This is a genomic window from Actinoplanes utahensis (genome assembly GCF_016862455.1).
GTDB classification, from domain to species: domain Bacteria; phylum Actinomycetota; class Actinomycetes; order Mycobacteriales; family Micromonosporaceae; genus Actinoplanes; species Actinoplanes utahensis.
In genome coordinates, this window is sequence record NZ_BOMZ01000013.1 from 1 (window position 1) to 22,357 (window position 22,357).

The following is a 22,357-nucleotide window of genomic DNA, read 5'->3' on the forward strand; positions in this document are numbered from 1 at the left end:
ACAAGGGCAACGGCAAGCTGAACTCTGCCGACGACAAGAGCGCGTCGTCCAAAGCCAACGACCTGGCTTCAGATATCCGGTCCGGCGACTTCACCGGCCTTGGCGATGATGTTCCCGGGTTGCCGGGCTCCGGTGACTCCGACTCCCCTGAGGTTCCGAGCACCGATCCCGGCACCGGCGACTCCGACTCGCCCGGGCTCCCCGGCACCGATCCCGGTGCTCCCGGCAGCGGCGACGGCATTCCCGGCCTCGGCGATGGAATTCCCGGGTTCCCCGGCCTGGGCGACGGCGATGGCATTTCCGGGTTGCCCGGCCTGGGTGACGGCGGCGGCATTCCTGGGTTCCCCGGCCTCGGTGACGGCGGCGGCGTGCCCGGCCTCGGCGATGGCGGCGGCATGCCCGGCCTGCCCGGCCTCGGCGGCGGTCTGCCCAGCGGTGGCGGCGGCCTGCCCGGCCTCGGCGGCGGTCTGCCCAGCGGTGGCGGCGGCCTGCCCGGCCTCAGTGGCGGCCTGCCCAGCGGTGGCGGCGGCCTGCCCGGCCTCGGCGGCGGCCTGCCCGGCTTCTCGACCCCGCTTGAGCGCTTCTTGAAGGATTAGTACCGGCATGGGAGATGGGCCGCGCTCTCACGAGTGCGGCCCATCGTTGCTCGTACCCCGGCGGGAGCAGCCGGCCCGCGGCGACGGCTGAACCGGCGTTCTCCGGCGGCCCCGGCAAGCGGTGGCCGGCGCCGCCGGATCGGACGTGCCTCCTCGGTGTGCGGACCACGAGACCGGCGCGTCGACCAGGTCCTGCATGCCGGCCACCTCATAGTCGATGCCGGTACAGATACCGACGAATGTGGCGGCTCGACGTCGTGGAGGTGACGAAGTGGCCTTGCCAGGGCCCGGCACGTCACCGGTGGCCCGTGACGCCGCGCGTCGTGACCGTCTCCATCGTCTTTCCCGAACCTTCGGTCATCCCACGGCGCAACCGGCGTACGCGCGGTCACCTGGGCCCGAAAGATCGGCGCTTCCGTCGTCGGCTCCCCATGGACGACAGGCACCAGACCCGACAGCATCCTCGACTGGGCTTCGAAGCCGCCGCCGCAGGACTCGTCGTGGCGCGACTGCCAGGTCCCGGCCGGCACCGCTGTGATCACCACGGAATTCGCGCGCACCGGTGCCGGCTCGGTCACGTTCTCCGGTGCCACCGGCAGCGGCAGCAACCTGCCGTCGCTGCTCGTCTCCCCGATCACGCCGGTGCGGTCGGGCTCTGCTCGGCATGCCGAGGCGTACGCGGGGTCTCCGCCACCGGGATCACCGAGATCGCGCTGAGCCGGCTCGACTTCAACGGCACACGGATCAGCCAGAACGCCCGCGACCGGCTGCCCGTCGGTGACTCCGGCAGGACCGAACGCGCCGTGGACGCGGTCGCCCCGACCGGCGGACCGCTGCGAAAAGTGCGCGCTCGAACAGAAACGACTGATGCCTGAGACACCGGGGGGCGTCTCAGGCATCAGTCATTCGCTAGACCCCGTCAGGGGTCAGGTGTTTCGCCCTATCTCAGAGGACGTCGATACCCTGCACAGCAATGTTCGCGAGCGAGCTGCCCTGGGTGATGCTCTGCGAGTTGTTGATGCTGGAGTCGTAGCCGCCACCGAGGCCGTAGCCGCCGACGCCGTAGCCGCCGACGCCGTAGCCGCTGGTGTAACCGACCGGGACGACCGCGACCGGGTGAACCGGCTGGGCGTAGCCGTAGGCGACGCCGGTGCCGTAGTTGGCGTTGTAGCCGGAGACGGCGACGGTCTTCGGGCACTTGCCGTCAGCGGCCATCGCCGGGCCGGCCATGGCCAGCGTGGCACCGGTGGCCAGGAAGAGACCGCCGAGGTACAGAGCCGTACGACGCATGATGTTTCCTTTCAAGCGGTTGGTTGCTTGGGGAAAATTCTGGACCCAGTGGAGCCGTTTCGCGTGCATTTGCCCGAAAAACGCGCCATGTTTCATCATTTCGTGAAAATCAGCACGTAAACGGCGAAATCAGGCTAAGGTCCGGCGGGGTCGTCCATCCCGGAACCGGAAAGCCCGGCCCAGAAACCGGAAAACCCCCGCCCGGCGACCGGGCGGGGGCACTGGTGGACAGGCCTACAAATGCACTCCGAGCAGGGCATTCACGGTCCGCGCCATCAGCTCGGGCGCCGCGGCGTCATCCCCGGCGCCGGACAGCGCCGCCTCCGACCACGCGTCAACGATCGCCAGCGCGCCCGGCGCGTCGAGGTCGCCGGCGAGCGCCTCGCGGACCGCGCCGAGCAGCCCCGCGCCCGACGGACCGGCCGGTGCGGCCGCCGCCTCCCGCCACCGCGCCAGCCGCTGCTGACCGGCTTTGAGCACGTCATCGGTCCAGTCGCGGTCACTGCGGTAATGCCCGGAGAGCAGGCCCAGGCGCACCGCCATCGGGTCCACACCGTCGCCCCGCAGGCGCGACACGAACACGAGGTTGCCGCGCGACTTCGACATCTTCTCGCCGTCCAGGCCGATCATCCCGGCGTGCACGTAGTGCGCGGCGAACGGCGACACGCCGGTCAGCACCTCGGCGTGCGCCGCCGAGCACTCGTGGTGCGGATAGAGCAGGTCGCTGCCGCCGCCCTGCACGTCGATCGCGTCGCCGAGCAGCCCGAGCGCGATCGTGGCGCACTCGATGTGCCAGCCGGGACGCCCGGGGCCCAGGTCGCCGCCGTCCCACACCGGCTCGCCCTCCCGCGCGCCACGCCACAGCAGCGGGTCCAGCGGGTCACGCTTGCCCGCACGGTCCGGGTCGCCACCACGCTCGGCGGACAGCGCGGTCATCTCCTCCCGCGACAGATGCGACTCGTAACCCCAGTCCGGCGCGGCGGAGACGGCGAAGTAGATGTCGCCGGTGCCGTCGTCGAGGCGGTACGCCGCGCCGGACGCCAGCAGTTCGGAGACGTGCTCGACGATCTTCGGGATGGACTCGACGGCCCCGACGTAGTGCGCCGGCGGGATGATCCGCAGCGCCTCCATGTCCTCGCGGAACAGGGCGGTCTCCCGCATCGCCAGGACGATCCAGTCCTCACCGTCGCGCGCGGCCCGCTCCAGCAGCGGGTCGTCGATGTCGGTCACGTTCTGCACATAACGGACGTCGAGACCGGCGTCGCGCCACATCCGGTTCACCAGGTCGAAAGTGATCATCGTGGCGGCGTGCCCGAGATGGGTCGCGTCGTATGGCGTGATGCCGCAGACGTACATGGTGGCGACCCCCGACGGCGTGCTGGGCTGCAGCGATGCCCGCGCGGTGTCGTAGAGCCGGAGCGCGGGCCGGCCCGGCGAGTCCGGCAGGGTGGGTACGTCGTGACCGGTCCAAGCATCCATGCTCGGAGCCTAACCAGCGGCCCGGGAAGCAGTCTTGCCCCGTGACCAAAACCTCTAGATCGGCGGCCAGGGAATAGCCGGCCAGTCGGTCGGCGGCTGCGGGAACCGGCCGGCCCGCAGCAGCCGCTTCACCCGCAGGCCCACATGCTGCACCTCGGAGACCGTCAGGTGCTCCTCGAGAGCCTCGCCGAGCGGCCCCGCCAGCTCCTCCCCCAGACGCGTCAGGACGGCGGTCGTCTCCGCGGGCAGCGGCTTGCCGGTCCAGCCCCAGAGGACCGTGCGCAACTTGTTCTCCACGTGGAAGCTCACGCCGTGATCGACACCGTGCAGGCCGCCGGTCGACGGGTAGAGGACGTGACCACCCTTGCGGTCGGCGTTGTTGATGACCGCGTCGAAGACGGCCAGCCGGGCCAGCCGGACGTCGTCGGCGTGCGCCAGGGCGTAGGCGTCGCCGTCGTCGTCGCGGGCGGCGGCCACCGGGAACCAGCCGTCCGGCACGTCGTACGCGGGGACGAAACCGATCAGCGCCGGCACCTCGGCCGGCTCGTCGATCCAGAGCTGGAGCGCGCCCGGGCCGAGAGGGCCGTCACGCAGGATGGTGGGTGGCACCAGATCCCAGCCGGTGGCGCGGGAGACCAGATAGGCGGACACCTCACGGCCGGCGAGCGTGCCGTCCGGGAAGTCCCAGAGCGGCCGCTCGCCGCGGACCGGTTTGTAGACGCAGCGGCGGGTCAGCCCGCCCAGGCTGATCTCGGCGCGCAGGGTGGTGTTGGAGGCGTCGGCGAGGCGCCCCTCGATCTCGATGCGGCCCCGCCCGAGCAGTTCGAGGGCATCGGCCTCGGCCAGCGCGGACGTGGGCTCCGCCGTCACCGGTGGTAACCGTTGTGCCGGGGGCAGAGGTGACCGGCCGGGTCGAGCGGCTGGCCGCAGAGCGGGCACGGTGGCCGCCCGGCCGCGACGACGCGGCGGGCCCGGTCGATGAAGGCGCGGGTCGCCTCGGGGGTCAACCGCACCCGCAGCCGGTCGAGGTCGTCGTCGGGCTCGTCGTCGTCGGGCTCGTCGTCGTCATCCTCCTCGTCGTCGTCGAGGGGGGTGCCGGACAGGTCGGCCTCGGCCTCGCCGGCCTCGATCGCCTCGATGACGACGGTGCTGGTGTCGACGTCGAAGGCCAGGCCCAGGGTGCCGACCCGGAACTCCTCGTCGACGGGGGTGTCGAGCGGCTCGTTGTCGTGCACCGCCGCCAGCGGGGCCTCCGGCAGCGAGACGCCGAACCGCTTGTTCGCCTCGAGGAGGAGCTCCTCGAGTTTCTCGGCGAGCAGCGACACCTGGACCTTCTCCAGCGCGACGCTGACCACCCGGCCGCCACCGCGGGCCTGGAGGTAGAAAGTGCGGTCACCCGGCTCGCCCACCGTCCCGGCGACGAACCGCTCCGGCGGCTCGAAGGCATGCACTTGGTGGGTCATGGAGACAACCCTAGCCATCCGCGCGGATATCCGCGCCTGTCGGCCTGGTGGGTTCGCCGAGGGCGCAACGGGGTACACGCTGCGGCTATCCGGCGATCACGCAGTGTCGTCAGACGCCCGCTCCGGCGCCGCCGCCGACCGCCGCGTCGCTCTCCCGCGCCCGGTCCTCGCCCTCGGACTTCGGCGGTACGAGCGACGCCAGTTCCCCGGTCTCGTTGACCCTGACCACGAACGGCCGGGTGGGGGTGTACCGGATCACGGTGATCGATGCCGGGTCGGCCACGATCCGCTGGAACTGGTCGAGGTGCAGGCCCAGCGCGTCGGCGACGATGGCCTTGATCACGTCGCCGTGGCTGCACGCCAGCCAGATGGCGTCCGGACCGTGCTCGGCGGTCACCTTGGCGTCCCAGTCGCGGACCGCGGCGATCGCGCGCGCCGACATCGCGGCCATCGCCTCCCCGTTGGGGAAGACGACGGCGCTGGGGTGCTGCTGGACGACCGGCCAGAGCGGCTCCTTGGCCAGCTCCTTGAGGGGGCGGCCCTCCCAGTCGCCGTACCCGCATTCGATCAGGCCGTCCTCCAGGGCCGGCTCGGCCCACGGCAGGGCGAGTTCCAGGGTCTGCCGGCAGCGGATCAGCGGGCTGCTGACCACGGCGGCGAGCGGCAGGTCGCCGAGCCGGACACCGGCGTGGACGGCCTGGGCGCGGCCGGTGTCGTCGAGTTCGACCGGCTGGCGGCCGGCCAGTCCGCCGGACGCGTTGGCGGTGGTGCGCCCGTGCCGCAGCAGAAGGACGGTGGCCACTAGCCCACCACGTCCGCGTCGGCGTACGCCTCGGCGACCAGGCGCAGGGTGTCCAGGCCGCTCTGCAGGTCACCGACGTACGGGCTGATCGAGAGGGTGTCGACGCCGGCCGCCGCGTACTCCCGGATCCGCTGGGTGACGTTCTCCTTCGTACCGATGAGGGAGGTCCTCTCGATGAACTCGCGGGGCAGCGCCGCGGCCGCCTCGCGGGGCTGCCGGCTCAGGTAGAGGTCCTGCACCAGTCTCGCCTCGTCGGGGTAGCCCATCCGGACGGCGATGGCGTTGTAGAAGTTCTGTTCGCGGCTGCCCATGCCGCCGACGTACAGCGCCGCGTACGGCCGGATCGTGTCGGCGCACGCGTCCAGGTCGTCGCCGATCGACACCGGCACCGACGCGACCACGTCGAAGCCGGTCAGGTCCTTCCCGGCCTTCGCCCGGCCGGCGGCGATCGGGGCGAGCTGGTCGCCGAGGACGTCGGGGGCGAGGAAGATGCCCAGCCAGCCGTCGGCGATCTCCCCGGCGAGCTCCAGGTTCTTCGGGCCGACGGCGGCCAGGTAGATCGGGATGTCCGGGCGCAGCGGGTGGAAGCCGAGCTTGAGCGCCTTGCCCGCGCCGCCCGGCAGGGGCAGCCGGTGGTGCTCGCCCGCGTACGACACCGGCTGCCGGGCGAGGGCCATCCGGACCACGTCGACGTACTCCCGCGTACGCCCGAGGGGTTTGGCGAACCGCACCCCGTGCCAGCCCTCGGAGACCTGTGGCCCGGACACGCCGAGGCCCAGCCGGAACCGGCCGCCGGACAGCGTGTCCAGGGTGGCGGCGGTCATCGCCGTCATCGCCGGCGTCCGCGCCGGGATCTGCATCACGGCGGCGCCCAGGTCGATCCGCTCGGTCTGGCCGGCGATCCAGCCGAGCATGCTGACGGTGTCCGAGCCGTACGCCTCCGCCGTCCAGACCACGGAGTAGCCGAGCCGATCCGCCTCCTGTGCCATCGCGAGGTGGTCGGCGGGGGTGCTCCACGCCGTCTGGTAGCCGAGGCTGAGTCCGAGCCGCACGCGCCTGCCCTCCCGAAGATCTGTCGTCGACGTAAGCCTACTGATCGACGGCTTCCGCCGTTTCGGTCCGGTAACCGACCCGCCCGGCGGAGTTTGTGGGATGTCGCGGGGCTGGGACTCTGAATAAGGTTCACTCATGCATCAGCGACCGCTCGGCCGAAGCGGGTTGGCGGTTTCGCGGCTCGCGCTCGGCACCATGACCTGGGGACGGGACACCGATCCCGACGACGCGGCGGATCAGCTGAAGATCTTCCTGGAGGCGGGCGGCACGCTCCTCGACACCGCCGACGTGTACGGCGACGGCGACGCGGAGTCGGTGATCGGCTCGCTGCTGGATCATCTGGTGCCCCGGGACGAGGTGGTGATCGCCACCAAGGCGGGGCTGACCCCGCGCCGGTACCGTCCGCGCGACGCCTCCCGCGGCAACCTGCTGCGTTCCCTGGACGCGTCGCTGCGCCGGCTCGGCACCGACTACGTCGACCTGTGGCAGATCCACGGGTCCGACGGGCAGACCCCGTTCGAGGAGACCCTGGCCGCCCTGGACCAGGCGGTGGCCAGCGGCCGGGTGCGGTACGCCGGGGTGTCGAACTTCGCGGCCTGGCAGACGGCGCGGGCGGCGACGTGGCAGGCGGCGTTCCCCGGCCGGGCCCCGATCGTGGCCGCCCAGATGGAGTATTCGCTGCTGGAACGCGGCATCGAGCGGGAGCTGCTGCCGGCCGGCGCGGCTCTGGGTTTCGGGGTGCTGGCCTGGTCGCCGCTGGGCCGGGGGGTGCTCACCGGCAAGTACCGCAACGGCCGGCCGCTGGATTCGCGGGCCGCCTCCGAGCACATGGGCGAGTTCGTCCGCACCTATCTGGAGCCGCGCAGCTCCAGCATCGTCGAGGCGGTGGTGACGGCGGCCGGCGGGCTCGGGGTCTCGCCGCTCGAGGTGGCGCTGGCCTGGATCCGGGACCGGCCGGGGGTGGCGGCGCCGATCCTGGGCGCGCGGACCGCCGGGCAGTTGCAGGGGGCGCTGCGCAGTGAGCAGCTCACCCTGCCGGCGGAGATCGCGTTCGCGCTGGACGACGTGTCGGCGATCGAGGTGGGGTACCCGGAGCGTGAGGGCGTCAGTTACCCGACCACCTACTTCGGCTGAGCCGGCGTGCTGCGGCGGACGGTGTTCTTCCTGCTCGGCGGAGTGCTCGCGCTGCCGTACCTGGTGTCGGCCGGTCTGCTGGCGCAACTGTTCGTCACCGATCCGGGCAGCCGGGCCGGCATCGCCGCCACGGCCGTCGTGGTGGCGGTGATCGGGGTGCTGCCGCCGTTCCTCAGCGGCACCCGGGAGCTGGAGATCGCCGCGGCCCGTGCCCTCCTCGGGGTCGATCTCCCCGGCTCCGGCCGGGTCGAGCTGGAGACCCGGTTGCGGTCGGCGCTCTGGTTCGCGCTGCATCTGGTCACCGGCGGGCTGGTCGGCGCGGTGCTGCTGATCGCCCTGCCGGTGGCGCTGCTGGCGATCACCGAGCGGCTCGGCCTGACCAGCGGCGCGATCGGCGGGGTCGACCTGCACCCGTCGTGGGTCTGGGCGCCGGTCGGGATCCTGGTCACGGTGGCGGTGGTGGCCGGTCTGGGCCGGCTCGCCGGCACCATGGCGCCGGTGCTGCTCGGCCCGTCGGTGGCCGAACGTCTCGCCGAGGTGCGCGAGGCCGAACGCCGGCTCGCCGAGCGCAACCGTCTCGCCCGGGAGCTGCACGACGCGGTGGGGCACGCGCTGACCGCGATGACGTTGCAGGCCGGGGGGGCCCGGGCGGTGTTCGACGCGGATCCCGGGTTCGCCCGGCGGGCGCTCGCCGCGATCGAGGACACCGGCCGGTCCGCGGCCACCGAACTCGACACGGTCCTCGGCATCCTGCGGGACTCACCCGCCACCCGCCGCCCGGCGCCCACCCTCGACGATCTCGATCAACTTCTGACCGCGGGGGTACGGGCGGACGTGCACCCGTTCGACGTTCCGGCGGCGGTGTCGCGGGAGGCGTACCGCATCGTCCAGGAGTCGCTGACCAACGCCGCGCGGCACGGCTGCGGCGAGGTGACGCTGCACATCCGGCAGGAGGGGGACCTGATGATCGAGGTGACCAACCGGACCGCCGCGCCGCCGGCGCGTACCGGCGGCGGGCACGGCGTCGAGGGCATGCGGGAACGGGTGCGGCTGCTCGGCGGCACGCTGACCGCGGGCCCGGACGGCGGCCGGTGGCGGGTCGCCGCCCGGCTCCCGGTGGCGGCGCCGTGATCAGCGTGCTGATCGCCGACGACGACGCGCTGGTCCGGACCGGGTTGCGGGCGCTGCTGGACGCCGAGCCGGATCTCACCGTCACCGGGGAGGTCGCCGACGGCTCCGAGGTGGTTCCGGCGGCGATGCGGCTGCGGCCGGACGTCGTGCTGATGGACGTGCGGATGCCGCGTCTGGACGGCATCCAGGCCACCCGGCTGCTGCTGGAGCGGTTCGCGGAGCCGCCGAAGGTGCTGGTGGTGACCACGTTCGCCAACGACGAGTACGTCTACGAGGCGCTGCGGGCCGGCGCCGGCGGGTTCCTGCTGAAACGGGCCCGGCCGGAACAGTTCGCCGAGGCGGTGCGGGTGGTGGCGCGCGGCGACTCGCTGCTGTTCCCGTCGGCGGTGCGGCGGCTGGCGGCGGCGTACGGGCCACCCGACGGCCGGATCGCCACGGCGCGGCTCACCGCCCGGGAGGCGGAGGTGCTCACCCTGATGGCCGAGGGGCTGTCCAACACCGAGATCGCGGCGCGGCTGGTGCTCGGCGTCGAGACGGTCAAGACGCACGTGCGCAACGTCCTGGACAAACTCGGGGTCCGGGATCGTACGCAGGCGGTCGTCACGGCGTACCGCTCCGGTTTCGTCCCGCTCTGAGGTCTCCCTCTCGTGGGGGAGGCGGTTCCCTCCGGGCGGGGATCCGCGCCGCCGCCGCCGCGGCGAGCGTGGACGGCATGACTCATCGCATCGCGGCCGGCTGGGCCGCGGCCTACGGCCTCCTCGCTCTCGGCTGGACGATCACCGGCCGCGGTTTCCCCTTCGGCACCGGCGACTCCCGCAACGCCGACAGCGTGCTCCGCGCCCTGGATCCCGCGGTCGGCGCCCCGGTGTTCGCCGTGGTGCTGCTGGCCGCCGCCGCCGTCCTGTTCGCCGCCGGTTCGGGTGTCCCGGCCCGGCCCGCCCTGGTCGGTTACCTGTTCCTGGTGGCGTTCGCGCTGCTGGCCCTGGTGGCGGACGTCCGGCTGCTGACCCTCGCCGGCTACCTGCCGATCCTGGTGATCGGCTTCCCGTTCGGCTGGCCACCCGTCGACTACGGCACGATCTTCACGTGGGCGCTCGCCAATCAGGTCTGCGCGGTCGCCGGCGGGCTGCTGATCGCCCGCGCCGCGATCCGCTGGCGCCGCCGCACCACCGGCGCGTGCGAGGCGTGCGGCCGCTCCGCCGCCACCGCCGGCTGGGCGACCCCGGAGGGCGCCGCGCGCTGGGGCCGGGCCGTGACCTGGATCGCCGCGATCATCCCGGCGCTCTACGCCGCGACCCGCGTGGCCTGGCTGGCCGGGATCCCGCTCGGCATCACCGAGGAGTTCCTCGCCGAGATGCGGCGCACCGGCATGGTGTGGGCCGGCGCCGGCCTGGGTTCGTTCGCTCTGGTGGGGACGATCCTCACGCTCGGCCTGATCCAGCGGTGGGGTGAGCGCTTCCCGCGCTGGATCCCGTTCGCCCGCGGCCGGCGCGTCCCGATCCGGCTCGCCACCATCCCGGCGTCGATCGTGGCGGTCTTCGTGTGGTCGGCGTCGATCTCGCTGTTCACCGGCGAGGGGGCCGGCGCGCTGTACGACGGCTCGGGCCTGGCGTCGCGGATCCCGATGATGCTGTGGCCGGTGTGGTCGATCACTCTGGGCCTGGCCGCGTACGCCTACCATCTGCGCCGCCGCCCAGCGTGCGGCACATGTCACCGACCGGAGAACCAGCCGTTGCCGGGCCTGGTCACCGGGGCCGGGCCGGGAGCATATTAGATCGCATGGACTACGAATACGCGCCGCTGCGGTTGCCCTCACACGTCGATCGGCTGACCGCGGCGGCGCAGCTCGCCATTGCGGCCGAGTTCTCCGGGTGGGAACTGGCCAAGGTCCAGCTCTTCGCCGACGGCACCCGGAAGGTGATGCTCCGCCGCCGGGTCCAGGCGACGCCGCAGCCTCATCTGACCTACTAGCGGCGGCACGCGGAGCAGCGGTCCGGCCCGGTGGTCCCCCGGCGGGGACCACCGGGCCGAGGCTCAGTGGTGGTGGTGACCGGCGTGGTCGTGGTGGTCGTGGTCGTCCTCGTCCGGCAGGAACGGGTGCTCGTCCAGCCGGCCGACCAGCAGGTCGGTCTCGACCGGGGCGAACGGGCCGGAGCCGTCGGCGTCGTCGAACGCCTCCAGGTCGAGCGGCTCGGCGACCTCGGTGACGGTGAGCAGGCCGTCCAGCGGCTCCAGCTCGGGCACGTCGAGCGAGGACAGCGAACCGTCGCCGGCCTGCAGCAGCTCGAGCACGGCCTCGCCGACCGACTCGACCGGGCCGGCCTCCTCGTCGTCGGGGACCGAGCTGCGCCGCGCGTTCTCGGCGACCTTCAGCAGCGCGGACACGCTCGGCACGCGGTAGTCGCGGCGCTGGCGGACCGACACGACCTGCGGGTACGGGTCGGCGCCCGCCCCGGCTGCGGCCCCGGCGTCGGCGCCGAACCGGCGGTCCGCCTCGTCCGGGTCGATCGACTCCACGTCCCACGGCGTGACCTCGCCGAAGGCGTCGAGCAGCTTCTCGTCGTAGGCGTAGGAGGCGTTGTTGAGGTCGACGTACGCCTGCCAGACGTCGTCGTCGTCGATGCGGCCGGCGGCCGCCTTGACGGCCACCAGGTGCGCCCGCGCCGCCTCGACGACCCGTTCGAGGGCGGCGTCGAGTTCGGCGTTCTGGTCAGTCATGAAGATGGGGGTCCTTCCGATTCAGCTGTTTCGGAGCAAGCGGTCGAGCACACGCACGCCGAACTTTAGTCCCTCCACCGGAACTCGCTCGTCGATGCCGTGGAACAGCGCACTGAAGTTGAGGTCGGGCGGCAGGCGCAGCGGCGCGAACCCGAAACAGCGGATGCCCAGGGTGGCGAACGCCTTGGCGTCGGTGCCGCCGGACATCAGGTACGGCACGGTCCGCGCGCCCGGGTCCTCGGCCCGCAGCGCCGCGCCCATCGCGTCGACCAGGTCGCCGTCGAAGGAGGTCTCCACGGCCGGCTGCTGGTGCATGTGCTCGATCTCGATGTCCGGCCCGATCACCTCGCGCAGCTCGCGCAGGAACGCGTCGGCGTGGCCCGGCAGGGTCCGGCAGTCGATGGTGGCCGACGCCTTGCCGGGGATGACGTTGTCCTTGTAGCCGGCCTCCAGGCGGGTCGGGTTGGCGGTGTTGCGCAGGGTCGCGCCGATCAGGTTGGCGATCGGGCCGAGCTTGGACACCGCCAGCTCCGGCTGGTCCGGGTCGAGGTCGATCTCCAGGGCGTCGCTGACCTGCTCGAGGAAGGCCCGGACGGTGGGGGTGACGACGGTCGGGAAGCGGTGCCGGCCGACCCGCGCGACGGCCTCGGCCAGGTTGGTGACGGCGTTGTCGTCGTGGATGAACGAGCCGTGGCCGGGCCGGCCGGTGGCGTGCAGGCGCAGCCAGTCCAAGCCCTTCTCGGCGGTCTGCACCAGGTAGAGACGCAGGTCGTCGTTGACGGTGTACGAGTAGCCGCCGACCTCGCCGATCGCCTCGGTGCAGCCCTCGAACTGGTCGGCGTGCTCGCGGGCCAGCCACTGGGAGCCGTACTCCATGCCGGCCTCCTCGTCGGCGGTGTAGGCCAGCACGATGTCCCGCGGCGGGACGTAGCCGGTGCGCTTCCACTCCCGGACGACGGCCAGCACCATGGCGTCGAAGTCCTTCATGTCGACCGCGCCGCGGCCCCACAGGTAGCCGTCCTTCTCCTCGCCGGCGAACGGGTGCACCGACCACTCGGCGGCGTCGGCGGGCACCACGTCGAGGTGGCCGTGGACCAGGAGCGCGCCGCGGGAGCGGTCGGCGCCGGGGATCCGGGCGATCAGGTTGGCCCGTTTCGGCGCGGACTCCAGCAACCGTGACTCGATGCCGACCTCGCCCAGCCGCTCGGCGACGTACTCTGCGGCGGCCCGCTCGCCCACGGTGGTGCGCGGGTCCCCGGTGTTGGTGGTGTCGATGCGGAGCAGGTCGCGGCAGAGGTCCGTGACCTCGCTCTCGGCGGTGGTCGTCATCCGACCTTCTTACCAGCCGGTTGTGAAGGCAGAGTCGTCAGTCCGTGGCAAGAGTGGCGGCAGCGGCCGGCGGGGTTTGCCGAGAGAGCGTTCCCGGGTACCGGTGGTGCCGTGTCTGACGTGAATCTTCCCCCACTGCCGCCGGTGGGCGGCGCGACCTCCGGGCGCAGCATCGTCGACGTGGTCGCCGAGCAGCACCGGGAGATCCTGTCCCTGACCGGGCGCCTGCGCACCGCGCCCGCCGACCCGCGGCTCGCCTCGGTGCTGGTCGCCACGATCTCCCGGCACCTGTGCGCCGAGGAGCAGTACCTCTACCCCGCGGTCCGCGCCGCGGTGCCCGGCGGCGACCGGATCGCCGAGCGGGAGCTGGCCGAGGATCAGGCGCTGCTGGAGCGGCTCGGTGATCTCGAACACGGCGGTGATCCGGCGCCGGTCGCCGAGGCGATCCGCCGGCACGTCGCGGCCGACGCCGAGGAGCTGCTGCCGCTGCTGCAGCAGATGGCCTCGGCCGAGGACCTGATCCGGCTCGGCAACCGGTTCGAGACGGCCAAGGAGGCCGCGCCGACCCGGCCGCATCCTGCGACTCCGGCCACCCCGCCGTGGAACAAGGTGGTCGACCCGCTCATCGGCGTGGTCGACAAGGTTCGCGACATGGTGACGTCCCGGGCGACCTACCCGCGGGATCTGTGACTAAAAAGAACGGTACTGGCGAGTAAGGGCCGTCTGTCCTGTTCGTTCATACGTTTGTCACAAGCTGCCGATCATTCCACGTCTTCCGGACTAGCGTTCGATCCCTTTCTAGTCCTAACGTCACGCTATGAACCTCGAGCTGCGGCATCTGAAGGTGGTCTGCGCCATCGCGGAGACCGGCAGCGTGACCAAGGCCGCGTCACAACTCGGCCTTGCCCAGCCTGCGCTCACCGCCCAACTTCAGCGGATCGAGCGGACACTGGGTGGCCCGCTGTTCGACCGAGACCGCCGGGGCGCACGCCCGACGGCCCTGGGGGAGCTGGTCCTCTCCCGTGCCAGGGTGCTGTTGCCGGCGATGAAAGGGCTGCAGGACGAAGCGGCCCGGCTGGCCGCCGGCAGCGGTCCCGACACGATGAGCAGGTACCGGATCGGCGCGATCAGCGGACCGGTGGTCGCTCATCTCGTGCACCGTCTCTCGGCGACCCAGCCGGAGGCCCAGATCTCCACGCACGCGTCCTACTACATCTCCGAGCTGTCCAGCATGGTGCTGGCCGGCAAGCTGGACTACGCGCAGGTCGGGGTCTGCGGTGACGCCATCCCCTCCGCGGAGTACGGCCTGGTGTGGGAGACCATCGGGATGGACCCGGTCTGCGTGCTGATGCCGGAGGACCACCCACAGGCCAAGAACCTCGAGGTGGATCTCGCCGAGCTGGCCGAGGAGCAGTGGGTGGCCGGTCCCGGCGACGGCTGCTTCGCCGACTGTTTCGCCGCCTCCTGCGCCCGGTCCGGCTTCGCCCCCCGCCGGGTCCTGGAATCGGATGTCCGCAACTGCATCGACATGGTCGAGCTGGGCATGGCCATCGGGCTCTGCCAGCCGACCTTCCGCGCGCCGGCCGGGCTGACCAGCCGCCCACTGCGCGGAGCCCCACTGCGCTGGCGGGTGGTGCTCGGCTGGCACCCGGACTCGCCGGCGGCCCGCAGCGCGCCCAAGCTGATGGCGCACGCCAAGGAGGCGTACCAGGAGGCTCTGGCCCGCAACGAGAACTACATGGAGTGGATCCGCAGCCAGCCCCAGGAGCTCGCCGCGGCATGAGCCGGGTGAGGGGGCCGGCAGCCCCCTCACCCGTCGGGCCTCAGACCGCCGCCGACAGGGCGACGTCGAAGGTCAGCGCACCGTCCCGGGCGTCCACCCGCACCGTCCGGCCGGGCGCCAGGTCCGCCGCGAGCAGCATCTTCGACAGCCGGTTGTCCAGCTCGCGCTGGATGGTCCGGCGCAGCGGCCGGGCCCCGAACTCGGGCTGGTAACCCTTCTCGGCCAGCCAGTCCACCGCCGCCGGGCTGATCTCCATCCGGACGTCCTGGGCCTCCAGGCGCGCCTTCGTCTCGGTCAGCAGCATCTCGGTGATCCGGTGCAACTGGTCGCTCTCCAGCTGCCGGAAGATGATGATCTCGTCGATCCGGTTGATGAACTCCGGCCGCAGCTGCTCCTTGAGCCGCCGGTCGAGCCGGTCGCGCAGCTCCTCCTCGGCCGACCTCCCGTTGTCCACGGCGCCGAACCCGACGCTGCGGCTGGAGCCGTTGATCAGGTCGGCGCCCAGGTTGCTCGTCATGATCAGCACGGTGTTCTTGAAACTGACGGTCCGGCCCTGGCTGTCGGTGAGCCGCCCGTCGTCGAGCACCTGCAGCAGCATGTTGAAGACGTCCGGGTGCGCCTTCTCGATCTCGTCGAGCAGGACCACGCTGTACGGCCTGCGCCGCACCGCCTCGGTGAGCTGCCCCGCCTCGTCGTAGCCGACGTATCCGGGCGGCGCGCCGACCAGCCGCGACACGGTGTGCCGCTCCTGGAACTCGCTCATGTCGAGCCGGATCATCCGTTCCGCCTCGCCGAACAGCGCCTCCGCCAGCGACCGGGCCAGCTCGGTCTTGCCGACGCCGGTGGGACCGAGGAACAGGAAGCTGCCGACCGGCCGGTCCGGGTCGCCGAGCCCGGCACGGGCCCGGCGGACCGCCTCGGCCACCGCGGCGACCGCCTCGTCCTGCCCGATCACGTGCTCGTGCAGGTGCTGCTCCAGGCGCAGCAGGCGGTCCCGCTCGGCCTCGGTGAGCTGGGCGATCGGAATGCCGGTGGCCCGTGACACCACCTCGGCGATCTCCTCCTCGGTCACCTGCGGCACCGCGTCGGCGCCCGCGCCGGCACCGGCCAGCTGCGCTTTCAGCTCGTTGATCTGGTCGCGCAGTTCGGACGCCTTCTCGTAGTGCTCGGCGGCCACCGCCTGGTCCCGGTCCCGGGACAACTGCTCGAGGCGGCGCTCGCGCTCGCGCAGGTTCGCGTCCGGCGTCTTGGTCCGCAGCCGGACCCGGGCCCCGGCCTGGTCGATCAGGTCGATCGCCTTGTCCGGCAGGAACCGGTCGGTGATGTAGCGGCAGGACAGCTCGGCCGCGGCCTCCAGGGCGCCGTCGGTGATCCGTACCTGATGGTGGGCCTCGTAGTTGTCCCGCAACCCGCGCAGGATCGCCACGGTGTCCTCGACGCTCGGCTCGCCGACCAGCACCGGCTGGAAGCGCCGGGCCAGCGCCGCGTCCTTCTCGATGTGCTTGCGGTACTCGTCGAGCGTGGTCGCGCCGACCACCCGCAGCCTGCCGCGGGCCAGCGCCGGCTTGAGCATGTTGCCGGCGTCCATGCCGCCGCCCTCGCCGCCGCCACCGGCGCCGACCAGGGTGTGGATCTCGTCGAGGAAGACGATCAGGCTGTCGCCGGACGCCTGGATCTCCTCGATCACCTTCTTCAGGCGCTCCTCGAAGTCGCCCCGATACTTGGTGCCGGCCACCAGGCCGGGCAGGTCGAGCTGGACGACCCGCTTGTCCTGCAGGGTCAGCGGCACGTCGCCGTCCACGATCCGCTGGGCCAGGCCCTCCACGATCGCGGTCTTGCCGACGCCCGCCTCCCCGATCAGCACCGGGTTGTTCTTGGTACGCCGGGACAGGATCTCGACGGCCTGCTCGATCTCGTCGGCCCGGCCGATCACCGGGTCGATCTCGCCGCGCCGGGCCGCCTCGGTCAGGTCGACGCCGAACTGCTCCAGGGTCGGCGTCGGCGCCGCGGGGGCGTGCCCGTGGCCGTGACCATGGCCGTGCCCGTGGCCGGGGCCGCCGGGTTTCGGCAGCTCGCTGTGGTGCGGGATGCTGCGCGGGTCGACGATGCGCCCGGCGAGCAGCCGGCCGGCCGCCGAGTCGGTGTTCAGGCCGAGCGCCATCAGGATGTGCTCGGGCCCGATGTAGGAGGCGCCGACCGCGCGGGAGATCTGCAGGCTGTCCAGCAGCGCACGCTTGGCGGCCGGGGTGAGCGAGATGCTCTCCGGCAGGTCACCGGCGGCGGCCGCGGGGCGGCCCATCTCGCTGAGGAGCCGGTCCGGGTCGGCGCCGGCCCGGCGCACGGTCTCCTTCATCGGCTCCTGCTGGAGCACGGCCCAGAGCAGGTGGTCGGTGTCGAGGTCGGCCAGCGGCCGTGCCCCTCCGGCCAGCTCGGCGGCCCGGCGTGCCGCGTCGGCGAGAACCTGCCGGGCGTCGTCACTCATGTACCGCGCGATATCGATGCGCTGCGCCGACCGGCGCGGCTCGGCCGCACCGAAGAAGCGCGCGAACAGGTCGTCCCACTGGCCGGGCCCAGGCGGCCCGAACGGTCCGATGCTCATGAGTCTCTTCTCTCCTGGTACCTCGGGCCGGCTCGCCTGTCGGGCTACCCGGCCGCCCGGGCGGCAAACTCCGCCGCCCGGCTGTCAAAAGCGCGTGAGCCACCCCGCTGATTCCCGGATCGCGAAAAAAGTTGACACGACTACACTCAACTTCATGTCGGCGTCCCAGGATCCGCCCTCGCTCATACCTCTCTTCCGAGAGCCTTCCTTGCCGGAGCCTCCGATGCCGGGTGATCGCGGCATCCCGATGGTTGTCGTCGACGGCGCCAACGTCGTCGGCTCGGTTCCGGACGGCTGGTGGCGCGACCGGGCGGGCGCCGCGGCCCGGCTCCGCGACAGCCTGGCGACGGTCCCGGCGGCCGGCCTCCCGGGCGTCCCGGCGCCGGTCGAGGTGGTCCTGGTGGTCGAGGGCCAAGCCCGGGACATTCCGCCAGGCCCGCCCGGGGTGCGCATCGCCCGCGCCCCCGGCTCCGGCGACGACGAGATAGTCGCGGTGGTACGGGTGAGCGCACCCACCCGCCGGACCGTGGTCGTCACCGCCGACCGCGGGCTCCGCGACCGGGTCACCACCCTCGGCGCCGAGGTGCGGGGACCCTCCGCGGTCCCCCGCTGACCGGCGCCCCTTCGGCGCGTGGGGGTTCGGCCGCCGTCCGCACCCCGGCTCCGCACACGTCCGGGATCCCGGCGTCACCCGGCCGCGCCGCGGCGATGTCGCTTCCAGGAGTGATCGTGTCCCGGCGCGCCGACCCCTGAGGTCCACTGTGGATCTGGTGGCGGATACGATCTCACCTGCGCGATCTCCGGGCCCGGCCCGCGGAAACCGATTTCCGCGACGGCTGGCACGGGACGCCAAAAGCGGCACCATGGAACGGCGGGGCGGGAACCGGGCGGTACGCTTGGCACCGCAGTCGTCAACCGCACAGGAGGCATTCCGCAGGTGGCCAGTGTCGCCGAACTCAAAGCTGCCGTGCAGACCGCACTTCAGCAGGTCACCGAGGGACAACAGGCGATCCAGGCGGCGCAGGAGAAGATCGACGAGGCCCAGCAGATGCTCGCCATGGCCCTCGACGGCGGCACCAGCGACGCGGTCGGCGCCGCACACGCCTCCCTCTCCCAGGCCCACCAGCAGCTCGAGGATTCGCTGAGCGCGACCATGGCGGCGGTGGAGCAGGCCAACACCTACACGGCGAGTCTCTGACGCGATGTCCCTGCTGCAGGATCTCGGCGCCCAGCTTCGAGCGATCTCCGACGGCCTGCCCACCGGTGAGCTCGCCGTCGCGCTGAACAAGCTGAACGCCGCGACCCAGCTGCTGCTCTGGGTGCAGGAGGAGTCCAGCCAGGAGATCGGGGTGGCCCGGCTGGCCCAGGGCAACGAGCACGCGGAGAGCGCCGCCGCCGCGCTGCGTGCCACCCAGGACGCGATCGACCGTTACCTGGCGGTGCTGGGCCTGTCCGCCACCCCCGGCGCGCCGGCCGGCCAGGAGTGGCGGGCCCCGCTCAAACAGGAGCAGGAGCGCTCCCGCTCGCCCCGCCAGGACGAGGCCGCCGCCCCACCCGAGCGGCTCGGTCCCTGGTGGCAGCAGCGGGTCGCCCAGCTCACCGGCGAGGCGCCACCGCCCGCCCCGGACGGCAGCACCGGCGAGGAGGGCGACGCGTCCGAGCTGCTGCGCCGGATCGCCGCCGGAGTCCGAGCCGGGGACCGCGCCCGCCTCGGCCGGGAGCTGCACAAGGTCAACGCGTCGACCGGGCTCGGCCTGTCCGCGGTCACCCCGCAGGTGCTGCATCGCCTGGCCGGCGACCTGCTCGGTCACGAGCCCCGCCCGGAGGACGTGCCGCGGCTGCGCACGGCCGCCGAGGGCCGGGTCCGCGCCCTGCTGCCGGGCACCGCGCCCGGGGTGCTGGAGACCCTGCTCGACCGGATCTGCCGGGTGCCGGTCCAGCAGCAACAGCAGAAACGCGGCGATCAGCCGCCCGGCCATCCCGCCGACAACGCGGTGACCGCGAGCGTCCTCACCGGCGTGCTGCTGGCCCGCCTCGGCCGCGACGCCGGCGCCCTCGACCCGAACGCCCCGGAGCCGGTCCGCACCGTCCGGCCGGAGACCGAGAAAAAACCGGAGCGCGAGCGATGAGCGAGACCACTGCGACGATGCCGGCAGGTCATGGCTGAGTCCACCAGAGACCGGGTGATGGAGATCCGCGCCGGGCTGTCGCATGCCCTCGGCGCCGCACAGATCGCCCTGGAACAGGCACACGAGGCGCGGGACGCCGCCCATGCGCGGTACGAGCGGGTGGTCGCGGCCGCCACGGCCCGGCGGCGCAAGCTGACGGCGGCCCGGGACGAGCGGATCCGCGAGATCGGCTCCTGGCACGACACCGAGCTGGCCGCGCTGGTCGGCGTCGCGGCGGCCGCGGCCGACCGGGCCGCCCCCGGCGCGGCCGGCGAGCCCTGGCACAGCTGGGAGCCGACCCCCCTGGAGCGGGCCGCCGAGCTGCGCGTCGGCCGGCTGATCCTGCCGGAGGCGCCGGTCCCGGCGCCGGTCCCCGGAGAGGGCCGGCGGCCCGACGGCCGGGACGGGGGCGCCGACGGCGAGCGGAGGCCCCGCGGCGCCTGGGCCGGCGCGCCCGGCGAGGTCACCGAGCCACTGCCCGGCCCGGAGAGCGAACCCCCGGAGACCGCCGCCGGGCCGCCCCTGGACGAGGCGCCGCCGGACGTGGCCGCCCTGGTGGCGCTGCTCGACCGCGGGCACATCGTGGTCGAGGGCGACCGACGCGCCGGTGACGACGTGGTGGCCGGGCTGCTGCTGCGGGCCCTCGGCACCAGCGCGCCCGGCGCGGTCCGGATCATCGGGTACGACCCGGAGAACCTCGGCGGCGGCCTGGCCGGCTTCGCGCCGCTCGCCCCTGCCGGGGTGCTCACCTCGGTCGGGCCGGGCGGGCTGGAACGCCTGCTCGACGACCTGGTCGGGCACGTCCGGCGGATCAACGAGACGGTGTTGGCCGGTGAGTACACCTCGCTGCGGGAGCTGCACGCGGTCACCAACCGGCGGCCCGAGCCGTGGCGGGTCGCGGTGCTGCTCGGCGGCGGCGATCTCTCCCGGCACGAACGCTCCCAGCTGGACCGGCTGCTGCGCACCGGCGCGGCCTGCGGAGTCCACCTGGTCATCCGAGGGCTCGACGTCGCGCCGGGGCCGGGCATCGAGTTCATCCGCGCGGCGCCCGGCGAGGACGCCCGCATCGAGGGAGCGGGAGATCTGCCCGTACGTCTCGATCCCGCCCCGCCGCCCACGACGGTGACCGCCACCTGCCGGCAGATCGCCGAGGAGGTCGCCGCCGGGCCGGCGCCGGTGGCGCTGGACAGCCTCCTGCCGGAGGCCGGGACCGAATGGCGGGACACCTCGGCGACCGGGCTCACCGCACCGCTCGGCGACAGCCCGCAGGGTGCCCGGGTGCTGGTGACGCTGAGCGACTATCCGCCGCACGCGCTGATCGCCGGGCCGTCCGGCACCGGCAAGACCAACTTCATCTACGCCTGGATGGGCGCCCTCGCCGCCCGCTACTCCCCCGACGAGCTCGCGTTCTACCTGCTCGACTTCAAGGAGGGCGTGTCGTTCGCCCGGTTCGCGCCCGGCCGGCGGGACCCGAGCTGGCTGCCGCACGTCCGCCTGGTCGGGGTCAACGTCAACACCGACCGCGAGTTCGGCCTGGCGCTGCTGCGGTTCCTCAGCGCCGAACTGCGCCGCCGGGCCGACGCCGCCAAACAGCACGAGGTCACCAACCTGGCCGAGCTGCGCGCCGAGGACCCGGACGGCTCCTGGCCGCGGATCGTGGCCGTCGTCGACGAGTTCCAGGTGCTGCTCGCCGGCCGGGACGCGGTCGCCGGCGAGGCCGTCGACCTGCTCGAGGACCTCGCCCGCCGGGGCCGGTCCCAGGGCATCCACCTGGTCCTGGCCAGCCAGGACGTCTCCGGCATCGAGGCGCTGTGGGGCCGGCCCGCGCTGGTCGCCCAGTTCAGCCTGCGGATCGCCCTGCCCCGGGCCCGCCGGGTCCTCGCCGAGACCAACGCGGCCGCCGACTCCCTGCCCCGCTACCACGCGGTCGTCAACGCCGACTCCGGCGCCGCCGAGGCCAACCGGGTCGTCCGGGTGCCGGCCGCCGGCGACCGGGAACGCTGGGGCGCCCTGCAGCACCGGCTGTGGCGCCGCCGGCCGCCCGAGCTCGGCCCGCCCCGGCTCTTCGACGGTGACGTCATCCCGAAACTCGTCGACAGCCCCGACTACCGGGGGCTGCGGGCCAGCGATTCGCCGGCCGCACCGGTCGCGCTGCTCGGCGAGACCATCGACGTGGCGGCACGCTCCGCGCGTACCGTGCTGCGCCGCGCCCCCGGCCGCAACCTGGCCGTCCTCGGCACCCGCGTCGACGAGGCCTGCGCCGTCCTGGCCACCGCGGGCCGTTCCCTGGCCGCCCAGTTCGCCCCGGAGGGCGCCCGGTTCTCGGTGGTCTGCCTGGACACCGACGCCCGGGCCGCCGCCGAGGCGCTGCACGCCCGCATCCCCGACTGCGGCTGGTACGACATGGACAACGTCGACTGGCTCCTCGAGGACGCCGCCGCCGAGGCCACCGCGGCGTGGCCGGCCGACCGGCCGCACTTCATCCTGATCTACGCCGCCGACGCGCTGCCCGGCGGCAAGGAGGCCGCCGCACAGCTGCGCACCGTGCTGCGGCAGGGACCGGAACGCCGGCTGCACGTGCTCGGCTGGTGGCGCGGCGCCGGGCTGCTGCGCGACACCCTCGGCGGCCAGGCGGCCCGGACCGACTCGATCGGCGCCTGGGTGGCCCTGGACGTGCACGGCAGCGAGCTGTCGCCGTACTACCCGGGGCAGGGGGCGCCGAACTGGTACCCGCGCCCCTGGCGGGCGCTGCACTTCGATCGCTCGGTGCACCGGGGCGCCGAGGTGATCATCCCCTACGGAAATCCTTAGC

General features: G+C 73.1%; 20 protein-coding genes and 1 pseudogene. 12 read left to right on the forward strand and 9 right to left on the reverse strand.

Going from position 1 to position 22,357, the window contains the following annotated elements; genetic code table 11:
* Positions 1 to 596: pseudogene (locus Aut01nite_RS03275) on the forward strand (hypothetical protein); the annotation flags it as partial.
* A 945-nt stretch (positions 597 to 1,541) separates the two neighbouring features.
* Here Aut01nite_RS03275 and Aut01nite_RS03280 read toward each other — a convergent pair.
* The 6 genes from Aut01nite_RS03280 to Aut01nite_RS03305 form a co-directional block, all read right to left on the reverse strand.
* Positions 1,542 to 1,886 (reverse strand): hypothetical protein, encoded by a 345-nt coding sequence (locus Aut01nite_RS03280; protein WP_043529113.1) that lies wholly within the window; start codon positions 1,884 to 1,886, stop codon positions 1,542 to 1,544.
* 234 nt (positions 1,887 to 2,120) lie between these two features.
* On the reverse strand, positions 2,121 to 3,365 hold the full coding sequence (mshC, locus tag Aut01nite_RS03285) for a cysteine--1-D-myo-inosityl 2-amino-2-deoxy-alpha-D-glucopyranoside ligase (protein WP_043529116.1): 1,245 nt from the start codon (positions 3,363 to 3,365) through the stop codon (positions 2,121 to 2,123).
* 54 nt (positions 3,366 to 3,419) lie between these two features.
* Positions 3,420 to 4,235, reverse strand: a complete 816-nt coding sequence (locus tag Aut01nite_RS03290; RefSeq protein WP_043529117.1) for an SCO1664 family protein — start codon at positions 4,233 to 4,235, stop codon at positions 3,420 to 3,422.
* Positions 4,232 to 4,828 carry a DUF3090 domain-containing protein gene (locus Aut01nite_RS03295; protein ID WP_043529119.1) on the reverse strand — a complete coding sequence of 199 codons (597 nt, stop codon included), beginning with the start codon at positions 4,826 to 4,828 and terminating at the stop codon, positions 4,232 to 4,234. The genes Aut01nite_RS03290 and Aut01nite_RS03295 overlap by 4 nt, the downstream gene beginning before the upstream one ends.
* A gap of 109 nt (positions 4,829 to 4,937) precedes the next feature.
* Entirely contained in the window at positions 4,938 to 5,630 is a 693-nt protein-coding gene (locus Aut01nite_RS03300) for a histidine phosphatase family protein (RefSeq protein WP_043529121.1), read from the reverse strand.
* On the reverse strand, positions 5,630 to 6,682 hold the full coding sequence (locus Aut01nite_RS03305) for an LLM class F420-dependent oxidoreductase (protein WP_043529124.1): 1,053 nt from the start codon (positions 6,680 to 6,682) through the stop codon (positions 5,630 to 5,632). Before Aut01nite_RS03305 ends, Aut01nite_RS03300 begins: the two co-directional genes overlap by 1 nt.
* A gap of 136 nt (positions 6,683 to 6,818) precedes the next feature.
* On the opposite strand from Aut01nite_RS03305, the gene Aut01nite_RS03310 reads away from it, so the two are divergent.
* The 5 genes from Aut01nite_RS03310 to Aut01nite_RS03330 all read left to right on the forward strand — a co-directional run bounded on the left by Aut01nite_RS03310 (position 6,819) and on the right by Aut01nite_RS03330 (position 10,919).
* Positions 6,819 to 7,817 carry an aldo/keto reductase gene (locus Aut01nite_RS03310; RefSeq protein ID WP_043529126.1) on the forward strand — a complete coding sequence of 333 codons (999 nt, stop codon included), beginning with the start codon at positions 6,819 to 6,821 and terminating at the stop codon, positions 7,815 to 7,817.
* 6 nt (positions 7,818 to 7,823) lie between these two features.
* A complete protein-coding gene (locus tag Aut01nite_RS03315) occupies positions 7,824 to 8,948 on the forward strand; it encodes a sensor histidine kinase (protein WP_043529128.1) in 1,125 nt (374 codons plus the stop codon).
* Positions 8,945 to 9,583: a response regulator transcription factor gene (locus tag Aut01nite_RS03320; RefSeq protein ID WP_043529198.1), complete on the forward strand. Its 639-nt coding sequence runs from the start codon at positions 8,945 to 8,947 to the stop codon at positions 9,581 to 9,583. The genes Aut01nite_RS03315 and Aut01nite_RS03320 overlap by 4 nt, the downstream gene beginning before the upstream one ends.
* Positions 9,584 to 9,660: 77 nt before the next feature.
* Positions 9,661 to 10,722: a hypothetical protein gene (locus Aut01nite_RS03325; protein WP_152628937.1), complete on the forward strand. Its 1,062-nt coding sequence runs from the start codon at positions 9,661 to 9,663 to the stop codon at positions 10,720 to 10,722.
* A 5-nt stretch (positions 10,723 to 10,727) separates the two neighbouring features.
* Entirely contained in the window at positions 10,728 to 10,919 is a 192-nt protein-coding gene (locus Aut01nite_RS03330; RefSeq protein WP_043529130.1) for a DUF5703 family protein, read from the forward strand.
* Between the two features lie 63 nt (positions 10,920 to 10,982).
* Here the strand turns inward: Aut01nite_RS03330 and Aut01nite_RS03335 are convergent, their stop codons facing one another.
* On the reverse strand, positions 10,983 to 11,666 hold the full coding sequence (locus Aut01nite_RS03335) for a hypothetical protein (RefSeq protein ID WP_043529131.1): 684 nt from the start codon (positions 11,664 to 11,666) through the stop codon (positions 10,983 to 10,985).
* A 21-nt stretch (positions 11,667 to 11,687) separates the two neighbouring features.
* Positions 11,688 to 12,995 (reverse strand): M20/M25/M40 family metallo-hydrolase, encoded by a 1,308-nt coding sequence (locus Aut01nite_RS03340; RefSeq protein ID WP_043529135.1) that lies wholly within the window; start codon positions 12,993 to 12,995, stop codon positions 11,688 to 11,690.
* A 120-nt stretch (positions 12,996 to 13,115) separates the two neighbouring features.
* Between Aut01nite_RS03340 and Aut01nite_RS03345 the strand changes: the two genes are divergently transcribed.
* Complete coding sequence (locus Aut01nite_RS03345) at positions 13,116 to 13,685, forward strand: hemerythrin domain-containing protein (RefSeq protein ID WP_043529137.1); 570 nt, start codon at positions 13,116 to 13,118, stop codon at positions 13,683 to 13,685.
* Between the two features lie 127 nt (positions 13,686 to 13,812).
* A complete protein-coding gene (locus Aut01nite_RS03350) occupies positions 13,813 to 14,778 on the forward strand; it encodes a LysR family transcriptional regulator (RefSeq protein ID WP_043529138.1) in 966 nt (321 codons plus the stop codon).
* A 40-nt stretch (positions 14,779 to 14,818) separates the two neighbouring features.
* Here Aut01nite_RS03350 and Aut01nite_RS03355 read toward each other — a convergent pair whose 3' ends face one another.
* Positions 14,819 to 17,377, reverse strand: coding sequence for an ATP-dependent Clp protease ATP-binding subunit (locus tag Aut01nite_RS03355; RefSeq protein WP_043529139.1), 2,559 nt, complete (start codon positions 17,375 to 17,377; stop codon positions 14,819 to 14,821).
* A gap of 223 nt (positions 17,378 to 17,600) precedes the next feature.
* Between Aut01nite_RS03355 and Aut01nite_RS03360 the strand changes: the two genes are divergently transcribed.
* The 4 genes from Aut01nite_RS03360 to Aut01nite_RS03375 all read left to right on the forward strand — a co-directional run bounded on the left by Aut01nite_RS03360 (position 17,601) and on the right by Aut01nite_RS03375 (position 22,356).
* Complete coding sequence (locus Aut01nite_RS03360; protein ID WP_043529140.1) at positions 17,601 to 17,990, forward strand: hypothetical protein; 390 nt, start codon at positions 17,601 to 17,603, stop codon at positions 17,988 to 17,990.
* 324 nt (positions 17,991 to 18,314) lie between these two features.
* On the forward strand, positions 18,315 to 18,575 hold the full coding sequence (locus Aut01nite_RS03365) for a hypothetical protein (RefSeq protein WP_043529142.1): 261 nt from the start codon (positions 18,315 to 18,317) through the stop codon (positions 18,573 to 18,575).
* Positions 18,576 to 18,579: 4 nt separating this feature from the next.
* On the forward strand, positions 18,580 to 19,506 hold the full coding sequence (locus tag Aut01nite_RS03370; protein ID WP_043529144.1) for a hypothetical protein: 927 nt from the start codon (positions 18,580 to 18,582) through the stop codon (positions 19,504 to 19,506).
* Between the two features lie 30 nt (positions 19,507 to 19,536).
* Positions 19,537 to 22,356, forward strand: coding sequence for an FtsK/SpoIIIE domain-containing protein (locus tag Aut01nite_RS03375; RefSeq protein ID WP_043529145.1), 2,820 nt, complete (start codon positions 19,537 to 19,539; stop codon positions 22,354 to 22,356).
* The last annotated feature ends 1 nt before the right edge of the window (position 22,357 follow it).

Bases quoted from the DNA above. Each gene is read 5' to 3' on its own strand.
- Aut01nite_RS03280 (WP_043529113.1), bottom strand. From the start codon at position 1,886: ATGCGTCGTACGGCTCTGTACCTCGGCGGTCTCTTCCTGGCCACCGGT.
- mshC (WP_043529116.1), bottom strand. From the start codon at position 3,365: ATGGATGCTTGGACCGGTCACGACGTACCCACCCTGCCGGACTCGCCG.
- Aut01nite_RS03295 (WP_043529119.1), bottom strand. From the start codon at position 4,828: ATGACCCACCAAGTGCATGCCTTCGAGCCGCCGGAGCGGTTCGTCGCC.
- Aut01nite_RS03310 (WP_043529126.1), top strand. From the start codon at position 6,819: ATGCATCAGCGACCGCTCGGCCGAAGCGGGTTGGCGGTTTCGCGGCTC.
- Aut01nite_RS03325 (WP_152628937.1), top strand. From the start codon at position 9,661: ATGACTCATCGCATCGCGGCCGGCTGGGCCGCGGCCTACGGCCTCCTC.
- Aut01nite_RS03330 (WP_043529130.1), top strand. From the start codon at position 10,728: ATGGACTACGAATACGCGCCGCTGCGGTTGCCCTCACACGTCGATCGG.
- Aut01nite_RS03335 (WP_043529131.1), bottom strand. From the start codon at position 11,666: ATGACTGACCAGAACGCCGAACTCGACGCCGCCCTCGAACGGGTCGTC.
- Aut01nite_RS03340 (WP_043529135.1), bottom strand. From the start codon at position 12,995: ATGACGACCACCGCCGAGAGCGAGGTCACGGACCTCTGCCGCGACCTG.
- Aut01nite_RS03350 (WP_043529138.1), top strand. From the start codon at position 13,813: ATGAACCTCGAGCTGCGGCATCTGAAGGTGGTCTGCGCCATCGCGGAG.
- Aut01nite_RS03355 (WP_043529139.1), bottom strand. From the start codon at position 17,377: ATGAGCATCGGACCGTTCGGGCCGCCTGGGCCCGGCCAGTGGGACGAC.
- Aut01nite_RS03360 (WP_043529140.1), top strand. From the start codon at position 17,601: ATGCCGGGTGATCGCGGCATCCCGATGGTTGTCGTCGACGGCGCCAAC.
- Aut01nite_RS03370 (WP_043529144.1), top strand. From the start codon at position 18,580: ATGTCCCTGCTGCAGGATCTCGGCGCCCAGCTTCGAGCGATCTCCGAC.
- Aut01nite_RS03375 (WP_043529145.1), top strand. From the start codon at position 19,537: ATGGCTGAGTCCACCAGAGACCGGGTGATGGAGATCCGCGCCGGGCTG.